Genomic DNA, 16,664 nt, shown 5'->3' on the forward strand with positions numbered 1-16,664 from the left:
GCTATACTTTGCCCCGCCGTAGACCAATCATCAACGACCCGCGTTTGCCTGCTCATGAGGGTGAGGCGACGCTGTCGCCTCACCCTCGGTCGTCATCCCCGCGAAAGCGGGGATCCATAACCACAGGATCCAGTGTGGCGGCACGTCCGTGGCTCAGATCTCGTTTGACCAGATCTGCTGCGGAGTATGGATCCCGGGTCGGCGCCTTCACGGCGCTATGCGCCGTGAAGGCTTGCCCGGGATGACAGCGGTGGGTGGGCCGGCCCCTCCGTTTCAGCTGAAGTCTTCACGCACGCCAGAACGGTCGCCGGCACAACCGCCGCGCTTCGTCGCGCGTGAGGCCGTAGTCCTCCAGCACTTCGTCGGCGAGCCAGGGCAGTTCCCTGGCGAAGCAGCGGCGCTCGCGCCAGCGTGCCCACCAGAGCCGGAGCAGCGATTTTGGCTCGGGCTCAGCGCCGCCGGGGTCGGCCACGGGATGCGGCAAGTAGTAGACGTTGGCTCCCGGCTTTGGCGAAGCAGGACGTCGCGCGGAGCGACCGCGACAGTGCTCGAAGATCCGCGGCGCATGCGCGACACCACGCAATCCGCGCGTCCCGATAGCGCTGAGGCTCGGATCGTCGGTCGTGCTCGGCATGACGGGCTCCCCTCGAAACGAAGACCTGCCGGCAACAAAAAAGCCGCCAGGTCTCTGGCGGCTGTTCGGATCAAAGACTGCAATTCATCAGATTGCGCTTGATCCTCCCGCCGCCCGTGAGTGACGGTGCGTCCAACGACCGAAACGATGGGAGGCGACGGTGATCATGATCGGCTGTATAGCTGATCGATCTGAAGTTGTCATCCTCGGAGACAGCGAATGGGCATCATCGTCTGCCCGACACATGGGCGCGCCGTCCTCGCCGAGACTTGCGAGCACATCGCGCAACAGGTCGCGCAAGGACGAACGCCGGACGGTCATCGCCTCCCGATCCCGGGACACCTGTTCGTCTGCGACGCCTGCTTCGATCAACTCGGCTTGGCCGGGCTTGCCGCACCGACAGAGTTGCCAGAAGCGTCGATCGACGTCGATGAGAATGGACTTTGGCCGCTATTCGATGCCGCCCACGATCGTCTGGAGCGCAAGGCCGTGTTCTGCCTCTCGTGCCTGCGTGCGCTCGGTGCCAAGCTATGTTCATGATCCGCTCGCACGGAGCGACCGGACCGCGCATGCGCGTCAGCTAGGACGGAAACGTGCCCACCGTCCGCGCAAGCTGCCGCGCCAACGGCCCCGGCAACGCCTGATCGAAGATGCTGCTCAGCGTGCGGTAGTACCAGATCGTCCCGTCCTTGCCGCCGGTGAAACGTTGCCAGACGGCGTCACCGACCTCGTCGAGGTCGCGCGTGATCGCCTCGGCATTGTCGACCTTGTCGGCGAGCGACACGAGGAGCGATGACACCGGCTTGTGTGGCAGCTTCGCGAGATAGGCTTCCTTGCGGGGACGCCATTCCGGCTTCGGCTCTACCCAGGAATCCGTACAGTCCGCGACAATGTCGGCGACGCCATCACCGAACCGCCGGCGGATCTCGTCCAGAGTCGGCTGGCCGCCCTGGTCTTCGGCGGCGTCGTGCAGCAGGCCGGCGATGGCCTGCACCTCGGTGCCGCCGGCCGACAGCACCCGGCTGGAGACGCTCAGCAGATGCGCGATGTAGGGCACGTTGCTGGCCTTGCGGAATTGGCTGCGATGCAGCTGCGCTGCATAGACCAGCGCGTCGTCGTAGATGGTCGAGAGTGACATCGGTTTGCTTTCTTCTCCTGGCGATCGCAGATCATCGCCGCAGACGTGAGACGCAGCCGGTCGCGCCGGGGGACATCGCGCGCCAGCATAGCCCACCCGTCGGGCAAATCAGCTGGGCTGCAAGCCCGTATCGGCTGCCTTGCGCTCTCTCGAGCCTGCTGACCGCGAAGCCGGAGCCGTGCGCCGCGCGACGAATTTCTCCAGCGCTTTCAACGCTCGACTCACTGTCCAGTCCTGACCGCGAAAATATTCCTATTTCGTATTTCCAGAATTCATGCTTCTTATGCCTCATCCCGCCTCGACACGAGGGGCGTATCGCGATCGTCACGACACGCGAGGTGGGGAGGCGATGGCCGCCGGTGAGCCGCAGCGCGTCTTCGGACGTGCCGACGAACGGCTCCGGGCGGACGTGAAGTCGCAGCGTCCTGACACCCCGATGCTGGTGTCACGCCGGCGGTGATGATCCGCCGGTCACGGGGGCAAGACAGCCGGTCCCCGGGGAGACTGCGTATAAGCGTGAAGACCATCGCGCAGGGAATGCCGGATGTCGGCTGAACCTGTGGTGACTGCCGCCTGCTTTTTTGTTGCAGGCGGGCCATGGGTTGCGGCCAGCGCCCGGCATTCCCTGCGCCCTCGTGATCTCCGGAGGGCCCGTCGATCACCATCACCTCGGGCGCGCCTGCGCCGCGAGAGGCGCCCTGCTGCGTCGCGTCAGCCGCAGTTCGCAGGACGATCGAAAGATTACGGGTGTCGGCCAGCGGCCGAAGGTTTTGGTTAATTTTGCCCTGCTAGCTCTGGTGCATTCTTCTCTGACAGTGGATTCGGGACCCCCATGGCTTTCTTCTCCGGCAAGTCGGCTGATCGCGTGCACAACCTCCTGATGGCCGAGCTGTTCGAACGCCATCGCGACGCCATCCTGGTAATGTCCGAGGGCAAGATCATCGCCTGCAACGAGAGCGCGGTGCGCTTCGGCGGCTTCCGCAGCAAGCAGGACCTGCTGTCGCGTTCCCCGGCGGCGATGGCCCCCGAGGTCCAGCCCAACGGCAAGAAATCCGCTGATGTCGTGCGCGAGATGGACGCCAAGGCCAAGCGCGAGGGCCATGCCAGCTTCGAATGGACCACCAAGCGCGCCGACGGCAGCCCTGCCCTGGTCCAGATCACCTTGGTGCCGGCCCAGATCGAGGGCAAGACCTACGTCTTCAGCTTCCGCCGCGATCTCTCCGACCTCGTCGCCGCGCGCGAGGAGAAGAAGCGCGCGCTGGAGAAGCTCGCCAAGGATTTCGAGACCACGGTCGGCGGGATCGCAAATGCCATCTCCGGCGCCTCGCGCGAGGTCGAAGCGACGGCGGGGTCGCTGACCGCGACCGCCGACCAGGCCGCCCAGCGCGTGGCGCTGGTCGCCTCGGCGTCGAGCTCCGCCTCGTCCAATGTGCAATCGGTGGCCGGCGCGACCGAGGAGCTGTCGACCTCGGTCAGCGAGATCAACCGCCAGGTCGCGACCTCCTCGACCATCGCGGCCGAAGCGGTCGAGGCGTCGTCGCGCACCAACGACCTCGTCAACAGCCTCGCGGACGCCGCCGCCAAGATCGGCGCCGTCACCGACATGATCAACGCGATCGCGAGCCAGACCAATTTGCTGGCGCTGAACGCCACGATCGAGGCGGCGCGCGCCGGCGATGCCGGCCGCGGTTTCGCGGTCGTCGCCTCCGAGGTGAAGAGCCTGTCGAGCCAGACCGCGAAGGCGACCGACGAGATCTCGGCCCACATCAGCGCGATGCAGCGCGCCACCAGCGATACGGTGGCGGCGATCCAGGGCATCGGCGGCACCATCGGCCAGATCAGCGAGATCGCCAAGACGATCGCGACCGCCGTCGATCAGCAGGGCCACGCCACGCAGGAGATCGCGCGCTCCGTGAGCCAGGCCGCCAGCGGCACCCGCGAGGTCGCCACCAATATCGGCTCGGTCAGCCAGACGGTGGAGTCCGCCGGCGGCGCCGCGCGGCAGATGCTGGGCGCTGCGGGGCAGCTCTCCAAGCATGCCGACGAGTTGCGCGGCAAGGTGAAGGACTTTTTGACCGCCGTGCAGGCGGCGTAGGGCAAGATCGCAGGCTGACAGGGTCCGCGATCAGACCGGCTCCGCGACGATGTCGCGGAGCAGTTGTTTGAAACGTGGATAGAATTTTGAAGCCAAGTTGCGCTGGCGACGGCTTCGCGGCCGCAGCTTGCTGTGAGTTGGCAAGCTCACCAGCCGCCACCCTCCGCTGTCATCCCGGGCAAGCCTCAGCGGCGCAAAGCGCCGCGGAGGCGCCGACCCGGGATCCATACGCCGCAGCAGATGTGGTGAGACGAGGTCGGAGTTGCCTGCCTGCCGCCACAAACCATCCTGTGGTTATGGATCCCCGCTTTCGCGGGGATGACGGCGGAGAGTGTGGTGCCGACTGAGGCCGATCATCGATAGCAGCAAGACCTTACGTCGGCGACACCGCCGGCTTGCGCCCGTAGATCGCGTCCGCCCGCTTCTCGAACGCCGCCGACATCCGCGCGAAGATCGTGTCGAACATCGAACCCATCAGCATCGCTAGCATGCGGCTCTTGAACTCGTAGGCGATGAAGAACGTCACTTCGCAGGCGCCCTGCTCGCGCGGCTCGAAGCTCCAGCGGTTTTCCAGGCTGGAGAACGGCCCGCTGACATATTCGACCAGGATGTTGCGCTTGGCGCGATCCAGCGTGACGCGGCTGGTGAAGGTCTCCTTCACCAGCTTGAACGACACCGTCATGTCGGCGACGACGACCTCGGTGCCGTCAGGCTTCGCGTTGCGCTGGCGCACCACCAGCTTCTCGCACAGCGGCACGAACTCCGGATAGCGCTCGACATCGGCGACGAGGTCGAACATCTGGTCGGCCGTGTGCGCGACACGGCGCTTGTTGGAAAATCTCGGCATCTCGTCTCGATCAGCGCGCGAGCGCGTCGCGCGCGGCCTTCAGCTTGGCAAAATCCTCGCCGGCGTGGTGGGAGGAGCGCGTCAGCGGGCTGGCCGACACCATCAGGAAGCCCTTGGTGTAGGCGACGGTCTCGTAGTTGGAGAACTCCTCCGGCGTGACGTAGTTCATCACGGCGTGGTGCTTCTTGGTCGGCTGCAGATACTGCCCGATGGTCAGGAAATCGACCTCGGCCGAGCGCAGATCGTCCATCACCTGCAGCACCTCGTGGCGCTGCTCGCCGAGGCCGACCATGATGCCGGACTTGGTGAAGATGGTCGGATCGATCTCCTTGACCCGCTGCAACAGCCGGATCGAGTGGAAGTAGCGCGCGCCGGGGCGCACCGAGAGATAGCGCGACGGCACGGTCTCGAGATTGTGGTTGAAGACGTCCGGCTTGGCAGCGACGACCTGCTCCAGCGCGCCGTCCTTGCGCAGGAAGTCGGGTGTCAGCACTTCGATCGTGGTGGTCGGGCACTTCGCACGGATGGCGCGGATCGTCGCCGCGATATGGGCGGCGCCGCCATCGGCGAGATCGTCGCGGTCGACCGAGGTGACCACGACATGGGTCAGGCCGAGCTTGAAGGTGGCCTCGGCGACGTGCTCGGGCTCACCGGCGTCGAGCGCGGCGGGCATGCCGGTCTTGACGTTGCAGAAGGCGCAGGCCCGGGTGCAGGTGTCGCCCATGATCATGAAGGTGGCGTGCTTCTTGTCCCAGCACTCGCCGATGTTCGGGCAGCCGGCCTCCTCGCAGACGGTGACGAGTCCGTTCTCGCGAACGATGTTGCGGGTGTCGGCGTAGCCGCGGGTGGTCGGCGCCTTGACTCGGATCCAGGCGGGCTTGGCCGGCGAGACCGAGTCCGGCCGGTTCACCTTCTCCGGGTGACGGGGGCGCAGCGGCGTGTTCGCGTTGATGTCGACGATGGTGACCATGGGGACCTGGCAAAGCTCTGTTGCGCCCTAGCTATTCCGTGCCGGGCTGCGCCGCAACCGGCTGGCCGAGGATACCAGGGCATGGCAGATATGGGCAGCGCGGAACCGCGCTGATCCCGGCGGAATTCTTCAAGAATGGCGCAAAAACCGGCAAAAACCACCGGAGTTTCCCGGCCCCCGCGCGCAGCGCCAGGCAAGCGGCTGACGCGGGCGTTCTTCGCCCGCGACGTGCTTGAAGTGGCGCCTGATCTGATCGGGGCGACGTTCCTGGTCGACGGCGTCGGCGGCGTGATCGTCGAGGTCGAGGCCTATCACCACACCGACCCGGCGGCGCACTCGTTCCGCGGCCCGACGCCGCGCAACCAGGTGATGTTCGGCCCGCCCGGCTTTGCCTATGTCTACCGCTCCTACGGCATCCATTGGTGCGTGAACTTCGTCTGCGAGCCCGAGGGCTCGGCCAGCGCGGTCTTGATCCGGGCGATCGAGCCGACGCTCGGGATCGAGGAGATGAAGCGGCGGCGCGGGCTGGCGGACGTGCGGATGCTGGGCTCGGGGCCGGGCAAGCTGACAGAAGCGATGGGCGTGACGATCGCGCACAATGGCCTGCCCCTCGATGCTCCGCCGGTCGAGCTGTTCGCGCGCCCAGCCGATGTCGAAGTCGTCACCGGCGTCCGCATCGGCATCACCAAGGCCATCGAGAAGCCCTGGCGCTTCGGTCTCAAGGGCTCGCGGTTCGTGAGCAAGCCGTTTCCGCCGTCATCGCGAGGAGCGTAAGCGACGAAGCGATCCAGGGACTTCGCCGAAACTCTGGATTGCTTCGCTGCGCTCGCAATGACGCGGAGGGCGCTTCGCGTCAGACTCCCTGCAGCCGCGACAGCGCCTCCTGGAACTTGGCCTTGCGGGCGAGCGCCGCCTCGCGCTTCTCCTTCTCCTCCTCAACGAGCTCCTCGGGCGCGTTGGCGACGAACTTCTCATTGCCGAGCTTCTTGTCGACGCGCTCGATGTCCGCCTCGGCCTTGGCGATTTCTTTTCCGAGCCGGGTGCGCTCGGCGGCGAGATCGACGACGCCCTTGAGCGGCAGCGCGGCCACCTCGCCGCGGACGACGAGCTGGGCGGAGCCTTCGGGCGCGGTGTCCGCGAAGGAGATGTCGGACAGCCGCGCGAGGCGCTTGATCACCTCGCTCCAGCGCGGCGCGCGGTCACGGGTCTCCGCGGAGGCACCGACGAGGGCGAGCGGCATCAGGGTCGCCGGCGGGATGTTCATCTCGGCGCGGACCGAGCGGATCGCGGTGACGAGATCGACCACCCAGCCGATCTCGGCCTCGGCCGCCTCGTCCTTGAAGCTGGCGGCGTCGAACGACACCAGCACCGGCGGCACCAGCGGATCGCCGAAGCTGGCAGCGGACAGCGCGGCGATCTCGGCCACGGTTGGCGTGTCGACGCGGTGCGGCCAGGGCGAGAGCGTGAGAAGGCTGTCGCGCTTGGCCGTCGACTCCCACAGCGCCTCGGTGATGAAGGGCATGAAGGGATGCAGCAGCTTGAGGATCTCGTCGCGCGCCCAGGCGACCATCGCCTTGGTCTCGTCCTTGGCCGGCCCCTCTTCGCCGAGCAAGGTCGGCTTGGAGAGCTCGACATACCAGTCGCAATAGACGTCCCAGACGAAGCGGTAGATCGCGTTGGCCGCATCGTTGAACCGATAGGCCTCCAGCGCCTCGGTGACCTCGCGCGTGGCGGCGGCCGCCTCATGGGCGATCCAGCGGTTCAGCGTCTCCTTGGCGGAGGCCGGATCAAAGCCCTCGGGCACGGTGCAGCCGTTCATCTCGGCGAAGCGGCTGGCGTTCCAGAGCTTGTTGGCGAACTTGCGGTAGCCCTCGACGCGCTGCGTCGACAGCTTGATGTCGCGGCCCTGGGCAGCCATCGCAGCCAAGGTGAAGCGCAGCGCGTCGGCGCCGTGCTCGTCGATCAGCGCCAAGGGATCGATGACGTTGCCCTTCGACTTCGACATCTTGGCGCCCTTCTCGTCGCGGACGAGCGCGTGGATGTAGACGGTCGAGAACGGCACCTCCTTCATGAAATGGAGGCCCATCATCATCATCCGGGCGACCCAGAAGAAGATGATGTCGAAGCCGGTGACCAGCACGTTGGTCGGGTAGTAGCGCTTCACCTCCGGCGTATCGTCGGGCCAGCCGAGCGTCGAGAACGGCCACAGCGCCGAGGAGAACCAGGTGTCGAGCACGTCCTCGTCACGCGTGATGAAGCCCTCGCGCTTGTTGCGGTCGAGCGCCATCTCACGGCCCTGCTCCGCCGTGATGACCTCCTGCTCGACATAGTAGCCGATGGCGTGACCGACGGCCTCCTCCTCGGTCTCGGCAACGAACACCTTGCCGTCGGGTCCGTACCAGGCCGGGATCTGATGGCCCCACCACAGCTGGCGCGAGATGCACCAGGGCTGGATGTTCTCCATCCAGTCGAAATAGGTCTTCTCCCAGTTGCGCGGCACGAACGTCGTCGCGCCCGAGCGCACGGCCGCGATCGCCGGCTGCGCCAGGGTCTTGGCGTCGACGTACCACTGGTCGGTCAGATACGGCTCGATGACGACGCCGGAGCGGTCGCCATGCGGCACCATGTGCGTGTTCGGCTCAATGCGCTCGAGGAAGCCGAAGGCTTCCAGCCGCTCCAGGATCTTCTTACGCGCAGCGAAGCGCTCGATGCCGTGGAACTCCTTCGCAAACTCCTCGGAGCCCTCCGGCAGGCCGCGCAGATAGTCCTCGTTGTCGACCAGCGCGATGCAACCCTCGCGGTCGAGGATGCTGATCTGCGGCAGGCCGTGGCGCCGGCCGACCTCGAAGTCGTTGAAGTCGTGCGCCGGCGTGATCTTGACCGCGCCGGTGCCCTTCTCCGGATCGGAATAGGTGTCGGCGACGATCGGGATCTCGCGCCCGACCAGCGGCAGGATCACGCGCTTGCCGACAAGGTGCTGATAGCGCTCGTCATCGGGATGCACGGCGACCGCGCTGTCGCCCAGCATGGTCTCGGGACGCGTGGTGGCGACGACGATGAAGCTCGCGGGATCCTCGGGACTGAAGGTCTTGCCCTCGATCGGATAGCGCAGGTACCAGAGGTTGCCCTTGACCTCGATCTGCTGGACCTCGAGGTCCGAGATCGCCGTCAAAAGCTTGGGGTCCCAGTTGACCAGCCGCTTGTCCTTGTAGATCAGGCCGGCGCGGTGCAGCTCGACGAACACCTTCACGACGGCCTTGGACAGGCCCTCGTCCATGGTGAAGCGCTCGCGGCCCCAGTCGCAGGACGCGCCGAGGCGCTTGAGCTGGTTGATGATGGTGCCGCCGCTCTCATCCTTCCACTGCCAGACGCGCTCGAGAAACTTCTCGCGACCCATCTCGCGGCGGCCCGGCTGCTGGCGCTCCATCAGCTGGCGCTCGACCACCATCTGGGTGGCGATGCCGGCATGGTCGGTGCCAGGCTGCCACAGCACGTCGCGGCCGCGCATGCGCTCGAACCGGCACAGTATGTCCTGCAGCGTGTTGTTGAGGGCGTGCCCCATGTGCAGCGAGCCGGTGACGTTCGGCGGCGGGATGACGATGGTGAAGGGATCGGCGTCGCGGCGGTCGGGGCGGCCGGCGGAGAACGCGCGCGCATCCTCCCAGACCAGGGACATGCGGCCTTCGAGGTCGGCGGGCTGGTAATTCTTATCGATCATGACGTTTCCCAGCTGGCGCGCGGCCGGCTGTCCAATTCGGAAGGTGGCGAAACTTGTCCCGGTCTGCGGTCGCGACCTGAAAAAGCTCGCGCAAGCTGTTGGTGCTTGGGCTCTTTTCGGACTGATGTCCGGCCGCGGATCGCGCTCCCAAGAGAGCGTTTCCCCGATCCGTCGGGCAGCATCAGCTTGTCATGGCTAGAAAGCCGCCGCCGCTCGCCAAGTCAACAGCGTCGGCAAACATTGAGGTCAGCCGGTCCCCGGCGGCAACTCACGGCGGCCCTCGAACCGGCACGCCGACGTCCGCAAGATGTCAGCGGCCGCGCGACACGCGCTCGATCTCCGCCTTGACGATCCGCTCGACCAGCGCCGGCAGATTGTCATCCAGCCAGGATTTGAGCATCGGCCGCAGCATCTCCTTGACGAGATCCTCCAGCGTCCGGGCATTGTTGCTCAGCACGGTGTTGGCCAGCGCATTGAACGCCGATTCCACGGCATTCACCGTCTGCGGCGCCAGGATCGGCTGCTTCGGCGCCACCGGCTCAAAGGCGGAGTCGAAGCTTGCAGCCTTCTTGTTCACCCGTCCGGCCTCGATGAATTCGATGTCGTCCTGCGGCTCCACCTTCTTGAATGAAGCCGCGGCGGGGGCTGGGGCGGGTGCTGGAGCAGGTGTCGGTGGGGCCACGGCCATGTCGTCCGTCAACTCGAGTACTTCTGGTTCCGGCTCGGGCTCCGGCTCTGGCGCCCGAGCTTCTACGGCCGGAGTCGTTTCATCCAAACCCGCCAGCAATGCGTCAATGTCGTCCTGGCTGTTGCTGGCAGCTGCAGCTGGTGGCGGCGCAGGCGCCGGCTTCGCCGGCGCGATCTTCGACGGCGGAATGTCGTTCATGACCGGCTTCGGCGCGGCAGCAGCCGCCGGCTTCTCGGCCTTGACCGGCTCCGGCGCGGCAGCCTTCTCGGCCGCCGCCGGCTTGCCCTCGTCATCGGCAATGATACGCCGGATCGACGCCAGAATCTCCTCCATGGAGGGTTCTTGGACCTTCGCAGGCTGCGTCATTTCCGACTCCAAATCAGCGACGCTGCCGCACGAACCGGCGCAGCGCAAAAGTCTCGGGCGCCGGATCCAAGTGGCGTGAACTTCTCAACGGACATGCCGACTTGTCTCCAGACGAGGCCAGATCGATGCAAAACAACAGAACGATACTGTCCATGTCGACGTCTATTCTTGGAAGAACATCCGACGTAGTCCGAATCGTTCGGCGGCCATTTTGAGGCTATGTCATGGCAACAAATGAATGCAAGCAACGCCCGCCGCGAACCGGTGGAGCACGGAGCTCGCCGGTGAAGCGTCGCCCATTCATCACAACCTGAACATGTGCCATAAAAAAATCCCCCGGCCAAGGACCGGGGGATGCGTCTCGACGTTAAGAATGAACTAACGACCATCCGGCGTCCGGACACCCGCCCAGTTGTCGCGGACCTGCTGGTAGTGGACGGAGGGGTCATAAGTCGACGTTGGCAGGTTCAGCACCTGCGGGGACAGCCGCCCGACGGTCTGAAGTACCGAGTAGGATGCGACCACGCGATCGTGCTGTGCGTTCACCAGCGAGTTTCGCGCATTGACCAGTGCCTGCTGAGCGTTGAGGACATCCAGCGTAGTCCGCTGACCCGCCTTGGCCTCCTCGCGCACGCCGTTCAAGGCGATCTCGGAGGCCGCCACCTGGGCCTGCGCCGACTGAACCTGAGCCTTGCCCGCGAGCAGCTTGCCCCAGGCAGATACCACGTCGGAGCGAGCCTGATCACGCGTCTGCTCCAGGACCAGACGCTGCTGCGCCAACGACTCCTTGGACTGCCGGATCAGCGAATATTCAGCCCCACCGTTGTAGATCGGGACGGTCAGCGACGCGATAGCCGACGCGCTGAACCCTTTATAGGATTGCAGGCTCGCCTCATAACCCTGCTGGGCCTGAGCCTGGACGTTGACGGTCGGCAGCAGCGCACCTTCCTTGATCTTCGTGTCAAGATACTGGACGTCGATGCCGTACATCGCCGAGGTCACGCTCGGGTTTTCCGTCAGGGCCGTTTCGACCGACTGCTGCAGGGACGGCGGCAAGTAACGATCGACAGGAGCGCCCGGCGCCAAGTTCTGGGGATCGTTTCCAATGATTCGGCGGAAGTTCGAGCGGGTCGCGGTGAGTTGGGCCTCTGCCGTGAGCTGCTGCGTGCGGCCGGCGGCGAGCTGAGCCTCGGATTGCGCGACGTCGGTGCGGGTGACTTCGCCGACATTGAACCGATCGCGGGTCTGCTTGAGCGTCTGCTCCAGCACCCGCGTGTTGCTGCGCTGGACCTCGACGATCGCCGCATCGCGCAGATAGTCCATGTAGATCGTCGCCGCCTGCAGCAGCACCTGCTGTTCCAGAACGCGCAGAGCCTCGCGTTGCGCCGACACGCTCGCCTCGGCCTTGCGGACGCCGTTTCCCGTCTGATTGCCGTTATAGAGGTTCTGGTTGACGGTCAGACCGACGCTGCGGGGCCTCTGTACGCCGTTAACTGCCGTCGTCCCCGGCGCTGCCTGCAAGTCCGTGTACTGAATACCCGCCGTCGCAGTCAGGTTGACCTTCGGCCGATACCCAGACAGCGCTTGCGGCACGCTTTCGTCGACCGCACGAACCTGGGCCCGCGACGCGTTCAGTTGCGGGTTGTTCTGATAGGCGCGCACCAGCGCAGCCTCGATCGTGTCGGCCAGCGCAGGCGTCGGGCCTACACAAGCCATCACGAGAACCGCAGCCGCCGCTGCGGTGACGACCTTCACCCCAAACATCCCTGTTCCATTCATTTTGTTACCGGCTCGAACGCCAGAGCCGGGCCGTAACCTGTTAATGAGACTCCCGCGCACCTCGCACCTTATTCCCCATGCAAGCGCAACGGAACCACCCAAGCCTGGAACTGATGCTGAAAACTGTCAACGTGCAGCATCCGGGCCACACTTCTGATTTAAAACAGAATTTTGCCAGACCGAGGCCGCCGGAACGACTCGGAGCGTCCGCACTCCGCCAGCCGCGTGCAGCGAAGTCCAGCAGCTCTCGACAGATTCGTCCGATGCTTAGAACACGAATTCGGGCAGCCGTTCGAGACCGGGAATGACCGGGGCCGCGGCGTCGAACAGCACCCTGCTGCCGATGTCACCATGCGATCGCGTAAAGATCATGGCGCGCGCTGGCGTCGTCTTGGCGAACACACCGAGCAGCCGGCCGCCTTCCTTGAGCTGCCGGCAAAGACCGTCCACCGCCACCTCGGTGGCCCCATTCAGCAGAATCACGTCGAATCTGGCATCGGCCGGGTCGCCCTGCCCGGCAGGCGCGACGCGAATCGTGACCGGGCAACCGTCGACGTTAGCCAGCAGCTGCTTGGCCCGACCTTCGAGTGCCGGATCAACCTCCGTCGCCGTGACGCTCCCAGCAAGCTTCGCGGCCAGAGCCGCCAGATAGCCGGTCGCACAGCCGACGACGAGCACGCTGTCGGTCGACTTGATCTCGGCCGCCTGCAGCAGCTTCCCGATCAACATCGGCTTGATGAGAAAGCGTTTGGCAGCCCCCGACTCGGACACGTCGAGGTCCTGATCGAGATAGGCCAGCGCCTGACGATCGGCCGGAACGTAGGCTTCTCGCGGCACGGTCAGCAACGCATCGAGCACGCGGTGATCGGTCACGTCGTTGGTCCGAACCTGACCATCGACCATTTTCTGGCGCGCCGTCGCGAATGAAGACATGAGCAGACCTGCAAGCAAAAGGAATGAACCGCGAAGCGGTCTGCGCGATCTTTTGGTACAAGGCTCCCGAAAAGGCAACACAGGGGTTCACAGGGGGCCCCCCTGGCTGCCGAATGCGCACGCGATCGCTGGCGGCCGGGCGACCGACTATTCGATCACGACCGCCAGACGCCCGATGAGTTGCACGATCTCGTCCAGCTGATGGGAATCACCGCCGGTGACCGCCGCCGCCAGCCGCGTCAGGCACTCGTCGTCGCTGAGACGCTCGACTTGGTCGGGAATCAGCGAAGGTGCTGAGACCGCTTGGGTGAACTGGATGATGGTATTGGGCATACGCGACACTCCATGACTGCGGGCACAGGGTGGTTCCGTCCAACTATCGGTGGCGGTTTACTCCCCTCCAAGTGAAATTCCTGTCATCCATCTGTGGGCGGATCGTGCCCACCGATCGGTCAGAGCCAAGATAACTCTCTGTTTTGCCGCAGCTTTGTCATCCGACGCGCAATCGTCGCAAAGATGCGATTTCATCCTATGCAAGGCCAAAAGGCTTTGTTATACGCAGCGCCGTTCGCGGAGCTTTGCTTCGCTTGTTCCTCGGTAGCTCAGCGGTAGAGCATTCGACTGTTAATCGAATGGTCGCTGGTTCGAATCCAGCCCGGGGAGCCATTCTGGCGGTGCCGAATGGCTCTACTTCCCCCCTCCTCCCTCCATCTTCTTGTTCAATCGGCTGGTTTTCTGAACGCGGCGGACTGCGATGACGTGCGAGTCGTCCGGCAGGGCCAGCCCGGGTCGCCTTGACGCCACATCGGCGGTCGGGCAAGCGAGGGTCCTTTCCCGCAAAAGACGGCCCAAATGCCCATTTCCGATCATCTCAAGGCCGTCCGGAGCAAGATCGGCCACGATCTCCTGGCCACGACAGCGGTTTCGATCTCGGTGTTCGATGACGCCGGCCGCATTCTGCTGGGCCACGACGCCGAAACCGGCCTCTGGACCCTGCCGGGCGGAGCGATCGATCCGAATGAGCACCCGGCCGATGCGGCGATTCGCGAATGCTTCGAAGAGACGGGTCTGCTGGTCCGGCCGCAACGCCTGCTCGGCGTGTTCGGCGGCCCTGAATTCCTGATTCGCTATCCGAACGGCGATCTCACCTACTACACAGTCGTCGCCTTCGAGGCCGTGATCGTCGGCGGCGAGCTCACGCCTGATGGTGAAGAAATCGCAAGTCTGCGATTCGCCGATCGCAACGAGTGGACGCAGCTTCCGATCTCTCCATCGAGCCGCATCATCTCGCGGCAGGCGCTCGATCGCTCGCCCGTCCCCTATTTCGCCGCTCCGACCTGGCGGCCCGAAAGCTAGGTCCGGGACAGAGCCGTTGGATCCCGTCGCTGCGCTGCTGATGCTGCTGGCTGGCCTGCTCCACGCCGGCTGGCATGCCATCGTCAAGACCGGCAGCGGCCTCGCCATTCTGGCAGGCATGGGACTGGTGAGCAGCGTGGTCACGCTGCCCTTCCTGTTTTTCGTCCCGTTTCCGGCGGCGGCGACCTGGCCGATCCTCGCAGCTTCGCTCGCCCTTCACGCCGGCTACAAGGCGAGCCTCGCGACAGCCTACCGCTCTGGCGATCTGGGACGCGCCTATCCAATTGCGCGCGGTACCGTTCCGTTGTTTGCCACGCTGTTCGCCTCTCTCGCGCTTCAGCAAATGCCGTCGGCTGGTCAATTGGCCGGAATTGCCGTGATCGTCATTGGCATCATCGGCCTGGCGCTCGACCGGCGCCACGGCCCGATCGATCGTCGCCCGTTCGCGGCAGCGACCTGTGCCGCTGCGCTGGTGGCGGCTTATTCGGTGATCGATGCCTGGGGCACGAGACAGGCCGCAGGTTGGGCGTCGTTTACGGCCTGGCTGATCGTGCTCGACAGCATGGCTTTCTTCATTGTCGCTGCGATGTTCCAAGGTCGGACCATCGTCGTCGCGATGCGTGATGCCTTCATGCCGGTGGTGATCGCCGGACTTCTCGGGCTCACCTCGTTTGCCGTGTTCCTATGGGCACTGAGCCGCAATCCAATTGCGAGCGTCGTGGCGTTCCGCGAGTGCAGCGTGGTGTTCGCAACATTGATTGCGGTGCTCGTCTTGAAAGAACGGGCAACGCCGCGACGCCTCTGCTGCGCCGCGCTCGTCGCGGCCGGGCTCGTGATCATCGCGCTGCTCAAGCCGACCTGACACTGTTCGTTGCCCCAACTGTTCGCTGTGCACACGACGGTTCCATGTTCACATCGTGTTGCACAAAACAGCGGGATTCTTGCCACGGCGATCCGTAAAACTCCTGGTTGCAAATCGGAGGCAACTAATTCAGTGTTAATTACTTTGTCATTTTTGAGTCCGAGATATTTGTTCTCGTAGCGTGCGAGTCCTTCAGTCCAGCTGATACTGAGGTGGCCCATGCCTACCGTACTAATTATTGATGATGATTACGCAACGCGTGCGGCGCTGGAGACATTGCTGAAGAAGAAGAAATTCTGCGTTTTTCTCGCGCCGGACGGACCGACCGGAATTCGATTGATAGGCAGTGTTTCGTTCGATGCCGTGGTGATCGACATGTTCATGCCCGGGATGGACGGAATTGCAACGATCCGCGAGCTGATCAAGATCGATCCGACCGTGCCGTTCATCGCGATCTCAGGCTACGCATTCACCGACAGGAAACAAGGCGCTCCCGATTTCCTCGGCATGGCCATCAGGCTCGGAGCGACGGCTGCGCTACAGAAGCCGTTTGACATTCTCGACCTGCTCGAATCCATCGATCGCGCGATCGAGGTGCGTCAGAAATTGTTGGCCGACGCTCCGCAACCACTCTCGGCAGACACATCGGTCAGGAGGGCTTCATGACGAACATCCTGGTCGTCGACGACGAAGTCGGCGTCGTCTGCGTCCTCCAACATCTTCTCGTTCGCGAGGGATACGCCGTAACCGCGATGACCGATGGCCGGCAGGCAATCGACGCGGTCACACGCGACGATTTCGCGGCTGCCCTGATCGATCTCAACCTCGCCGATATGGACGGCGGCGATGTGATCCGGGCGGCTCGCGCCGCCAGACCGAACATGCCCATCGTGATGATGTCGGGCATGGTGCTGGAATCCGGATGTGGAGCGTCCGATGTCTTCGGGCTCTCCGCCATAGCGAGCGGCCTTCACCGTCTGCCGAAGCCGTTCAAGCCGAAAGACCTGTCGCAATTGATGCGGGACATTCTCGGTTACGAGACGGGACCGGCCGCTGAGGCAGCGAACCCGCGACAGCAGGTCGCTTGACGCGGCGACGCCGCACGCAAGACGCGAGCAGCAGGTTCAGAAGCAGGTTGAGCGTCGAACGTGGCGCGGCCCTGTCGCATGCGGCAATTCGCCGTCCGTAGCGTGCGCTCATGTGTCACCCTCCTCATATCCAGACACCGGCCCAGCCGATGCAACGAGGCAAGCTTGGGACAACAAAGTTCCGGGAGAT

The 16,664-nt window shown here is 64.7% G+C and carries 16 protein-coding genes and 1 tRNA gene; 8 read left to right on the forward strand and 9 right to left on the reverse strand.

The window, feature by feature from the left end; translation table 11 throughout:
• Window positions 1–286: 286 nt before the first annotated feature.
• Window positions 287–634, reverse strand: a complete 348-nt coding sequence (locus tag ACQR1L_RS15760) for a DUF1127 domain-containing protein (RefSeq protein WP_434858853.1) — start codon at window positions 632–634, stop codon at window positions 287–289.
• Between the two features lie 219 nt (window positions 635–853).
• On the opposite strand from ACQR1L_RS15760, the gene ACQR1L_RS15765 reads away from it, so the two are divergent.
• Entirely contained in the window at window positions 854–1,174 is a 321-nt protein-coding gene (locus ACQR1L_RS15765) for a hypothetical protein (RefSeq protein WP_434858854.1), read from the forward strand.
• A 40-nt stretch (window positions 1,175–1,214) separates the two neighbouring features.
• On the opposite strand, the gene ACQR1L_RS15770 is transcribed toward ACQR1L_RS15765, so the two are convergent.
• Complete coding sequence (locus ACQR1L_RS15770; protein ID WP_434858855.1) at window positions 1,215–1,772, reverse strand: HD domain-containing protein; 558 nt, start codon at window positions 1,770–1,772, stop codon at window positions 1,215–1,217.
• 832 nt (window positions 1,773–2,604) lie between these two features.
• On the opposite strand from ACQR1L_RS15770, the gene ACQR1L_RS15775 reads away from it, so the two are divergent.
• Window positions 2,605–3,867, forward strand: coding sequence for a methyl-accepting chemotaxis protein (locus ACQR1L_RS15775; protein WP_434858856.1), 1,263 nt, complete (start codon window positions 2,605–2,607; stop codon window positions 3,865–3,867).
• Window positions 3,868–4,240: 373 nt separating this feature from the next.
• Here ACQR1L_RS15775 and ACQR1L_RS15780 read toward each other — a convergent pair whose 3' ends face one another.
• Entirely contained in the window at window positions 4,241–4,714 is a 474-nt protein-coding gene (locus ACQR1L_RS15780; RefSeq protein ID WP_434858857.1) for a type II toxin-antitoxin system RatA family toxin, read from the reverse strand.
• 10 nt (window positions 4,715–4,724) lie between these two features.
• Window positions 4,725–5,684, reverse strand: a complete 960-nt coding sequence (gene lipA / locus ACQR1L_RS15785; protein WP_434858858.1) for a lipoyl synthase — start codon at window positions 5,682–5,684, stop codon at window positions 4,725–4,727.
• Window positions 5,685–5,819: 135 nt separating this feature from the next.
• Between lipA and ACQR1L_RS15790 the strand changes: the two genes are divergently transcribed.
• Window positions 5,820–6,458, forward strand: a complete 639-nt coding sequence (locus ACQR1L_RS15790; RefSeq protein ID WP_434858859.1) for a DNA-3-methyladenine glycosylase — start codon at window positions 5,820–5,822, stop codon at window positions 6,456–6,458.
• A 79-nt stretch (window positions 6,459–6,537) separates the two neighbouring features.
• Here the strand turns inward: ACQR1L_RS15790 and ACQR1L_RS15795 are convergent, their stop codons facing one another.
• From ACQR1L_RS15795 to ACQR1L_RS15815, 5 genes are all read right to left on the reverse strand, one after another.
• Window positions 6,538–9,402, reverse strand: a complete 2,865-nt coding sequence (locus ACQR1L_RS15795) for a valine--tRNA ligase (protein ID WP_434858860.1) — start codon at window positions 9,400–9,402, stop codon at window positions 6,538–6,540.
• A gap of 310 nt (window positions 9,403–9,712) precedes the next feature.
• Window positions 9,713–10,456 (reverse strand): PopZ family protein, encoded by a 744-nt coding sequence (locus tag ACQR1L_RS15800; RefSeq protein WP_434859243.1) that lies wholly within the window; start codon window positions 10,454–10,456, stop codon window positions 9,713–9,715.
• A gap of 378 nt (window positions 10,457–10,834) precedes the next feature.
• Entirely contained in the window at window positions 10,835–12,220 is a 1,386-nt protein-coding gene (locus tag ACQR1L_RS15805) for a TolC family outer membrane protein (protein WP_434858861.1), read from the reverse strand.
• 282 nt (window positions 12,221–12,502) lie between these two features.
• Entirely contained in the window at window positions 12,503–13,168 is a 666-nt protein-coding gene (locus ACQR1L_RS15810; RefSeq protein ID WP_434858862.1) for a protein-L-isoaspartate O-methyltransferase family protein, read from the reverse strand.
• 147 nt (window positions 13,169–13,315) lie between these two features.
• Window positions 13,316–13,501 carry a hypothetical protein gene (locus ACQR1L_RS15815; protein ID WP_434858863.1) on the reverse strand — a complete coding sequence of 62 codons (186 nt, stop codon included), beginning with the start codon at window positions 13,499–13,501 and terminating at the stop codon, window positions 13,316–13,318.
• 258 nt (window positions 13,502–13,759) lie between these two features.
• Here ACQR1L_RS15815 and ACQR1L_RS15820 point away from each other — a divergent pair.
• From ACQR1L_RS15820 to ACQR1L_RS15840, 5 genes are all read left to right on the forward strand, one after another.
• Window positions 13,760–13,834: transfer RNA gene (locus ACQR1L_RS15820), tRNA-Asn, on the forward strand.
• 186 nt (window positions 13,835–14,020) lie between these two features.
• Entirely contained in the window at window positions 14,021–14,524 is a 504-nt protein-coding gene (locus ACQR1L_RS15825; protein WP_434858864.1) for an NUDIX domain-containing protein, read from the forward strand.
• A 16-nt stretch (window positions 14,525–14,540) separates the two neighbouring features.
• On the forward strand, window positions 14,541–15,386 hold the full coding sequence (locus tag ACQR1L_RS15830) for a GRP family sugar transporter (protein WP_434858865.1): 846 nt from the start codon (window positions 14,541–14,543) through the stop codon (window positions 15,384–15,386).
• 219 nt (window positions 15,387–15,605) lie between these two features.
• The gene (locus ACQR1L_RS15835; protein ID WP_434858866.1) at window positions 15,606–16,052 is read left to right on the forward strand and encodes a response regulator; all 447 of its coding nucleotides are present in this window, start codon (window positions 15,606–15,608) and stop codon (window positions 16,050–16,052) included.
• A complete protein-coding gene (locus ACQR1L_RS15840) occupies window positions 16,049–16,474 on the forward strand; it encodes a response regulator (protein WP_434858867.1) in 426 nt (141 codons plus the stop codon). Before ACQR1L_RS15835 ends, ACQR1L_RS15840 begins: the two co-directional genes overlap by 4 nt.
• The last annotated feature ends 190 nt before the right edge of the window (window positions 16,475–16,664 follow it).

This window comes from Bradyrhizobium sp. HKCCYLR20261 (assembly GCF_051168435.1).
In the GTDB taxonomy this organism is placed as follows: Bacteria; Pseudomonadota; Alphaproteobacteria; order Rhizobiales; family Xanthobacteraceae; genus Bradyrhizobium.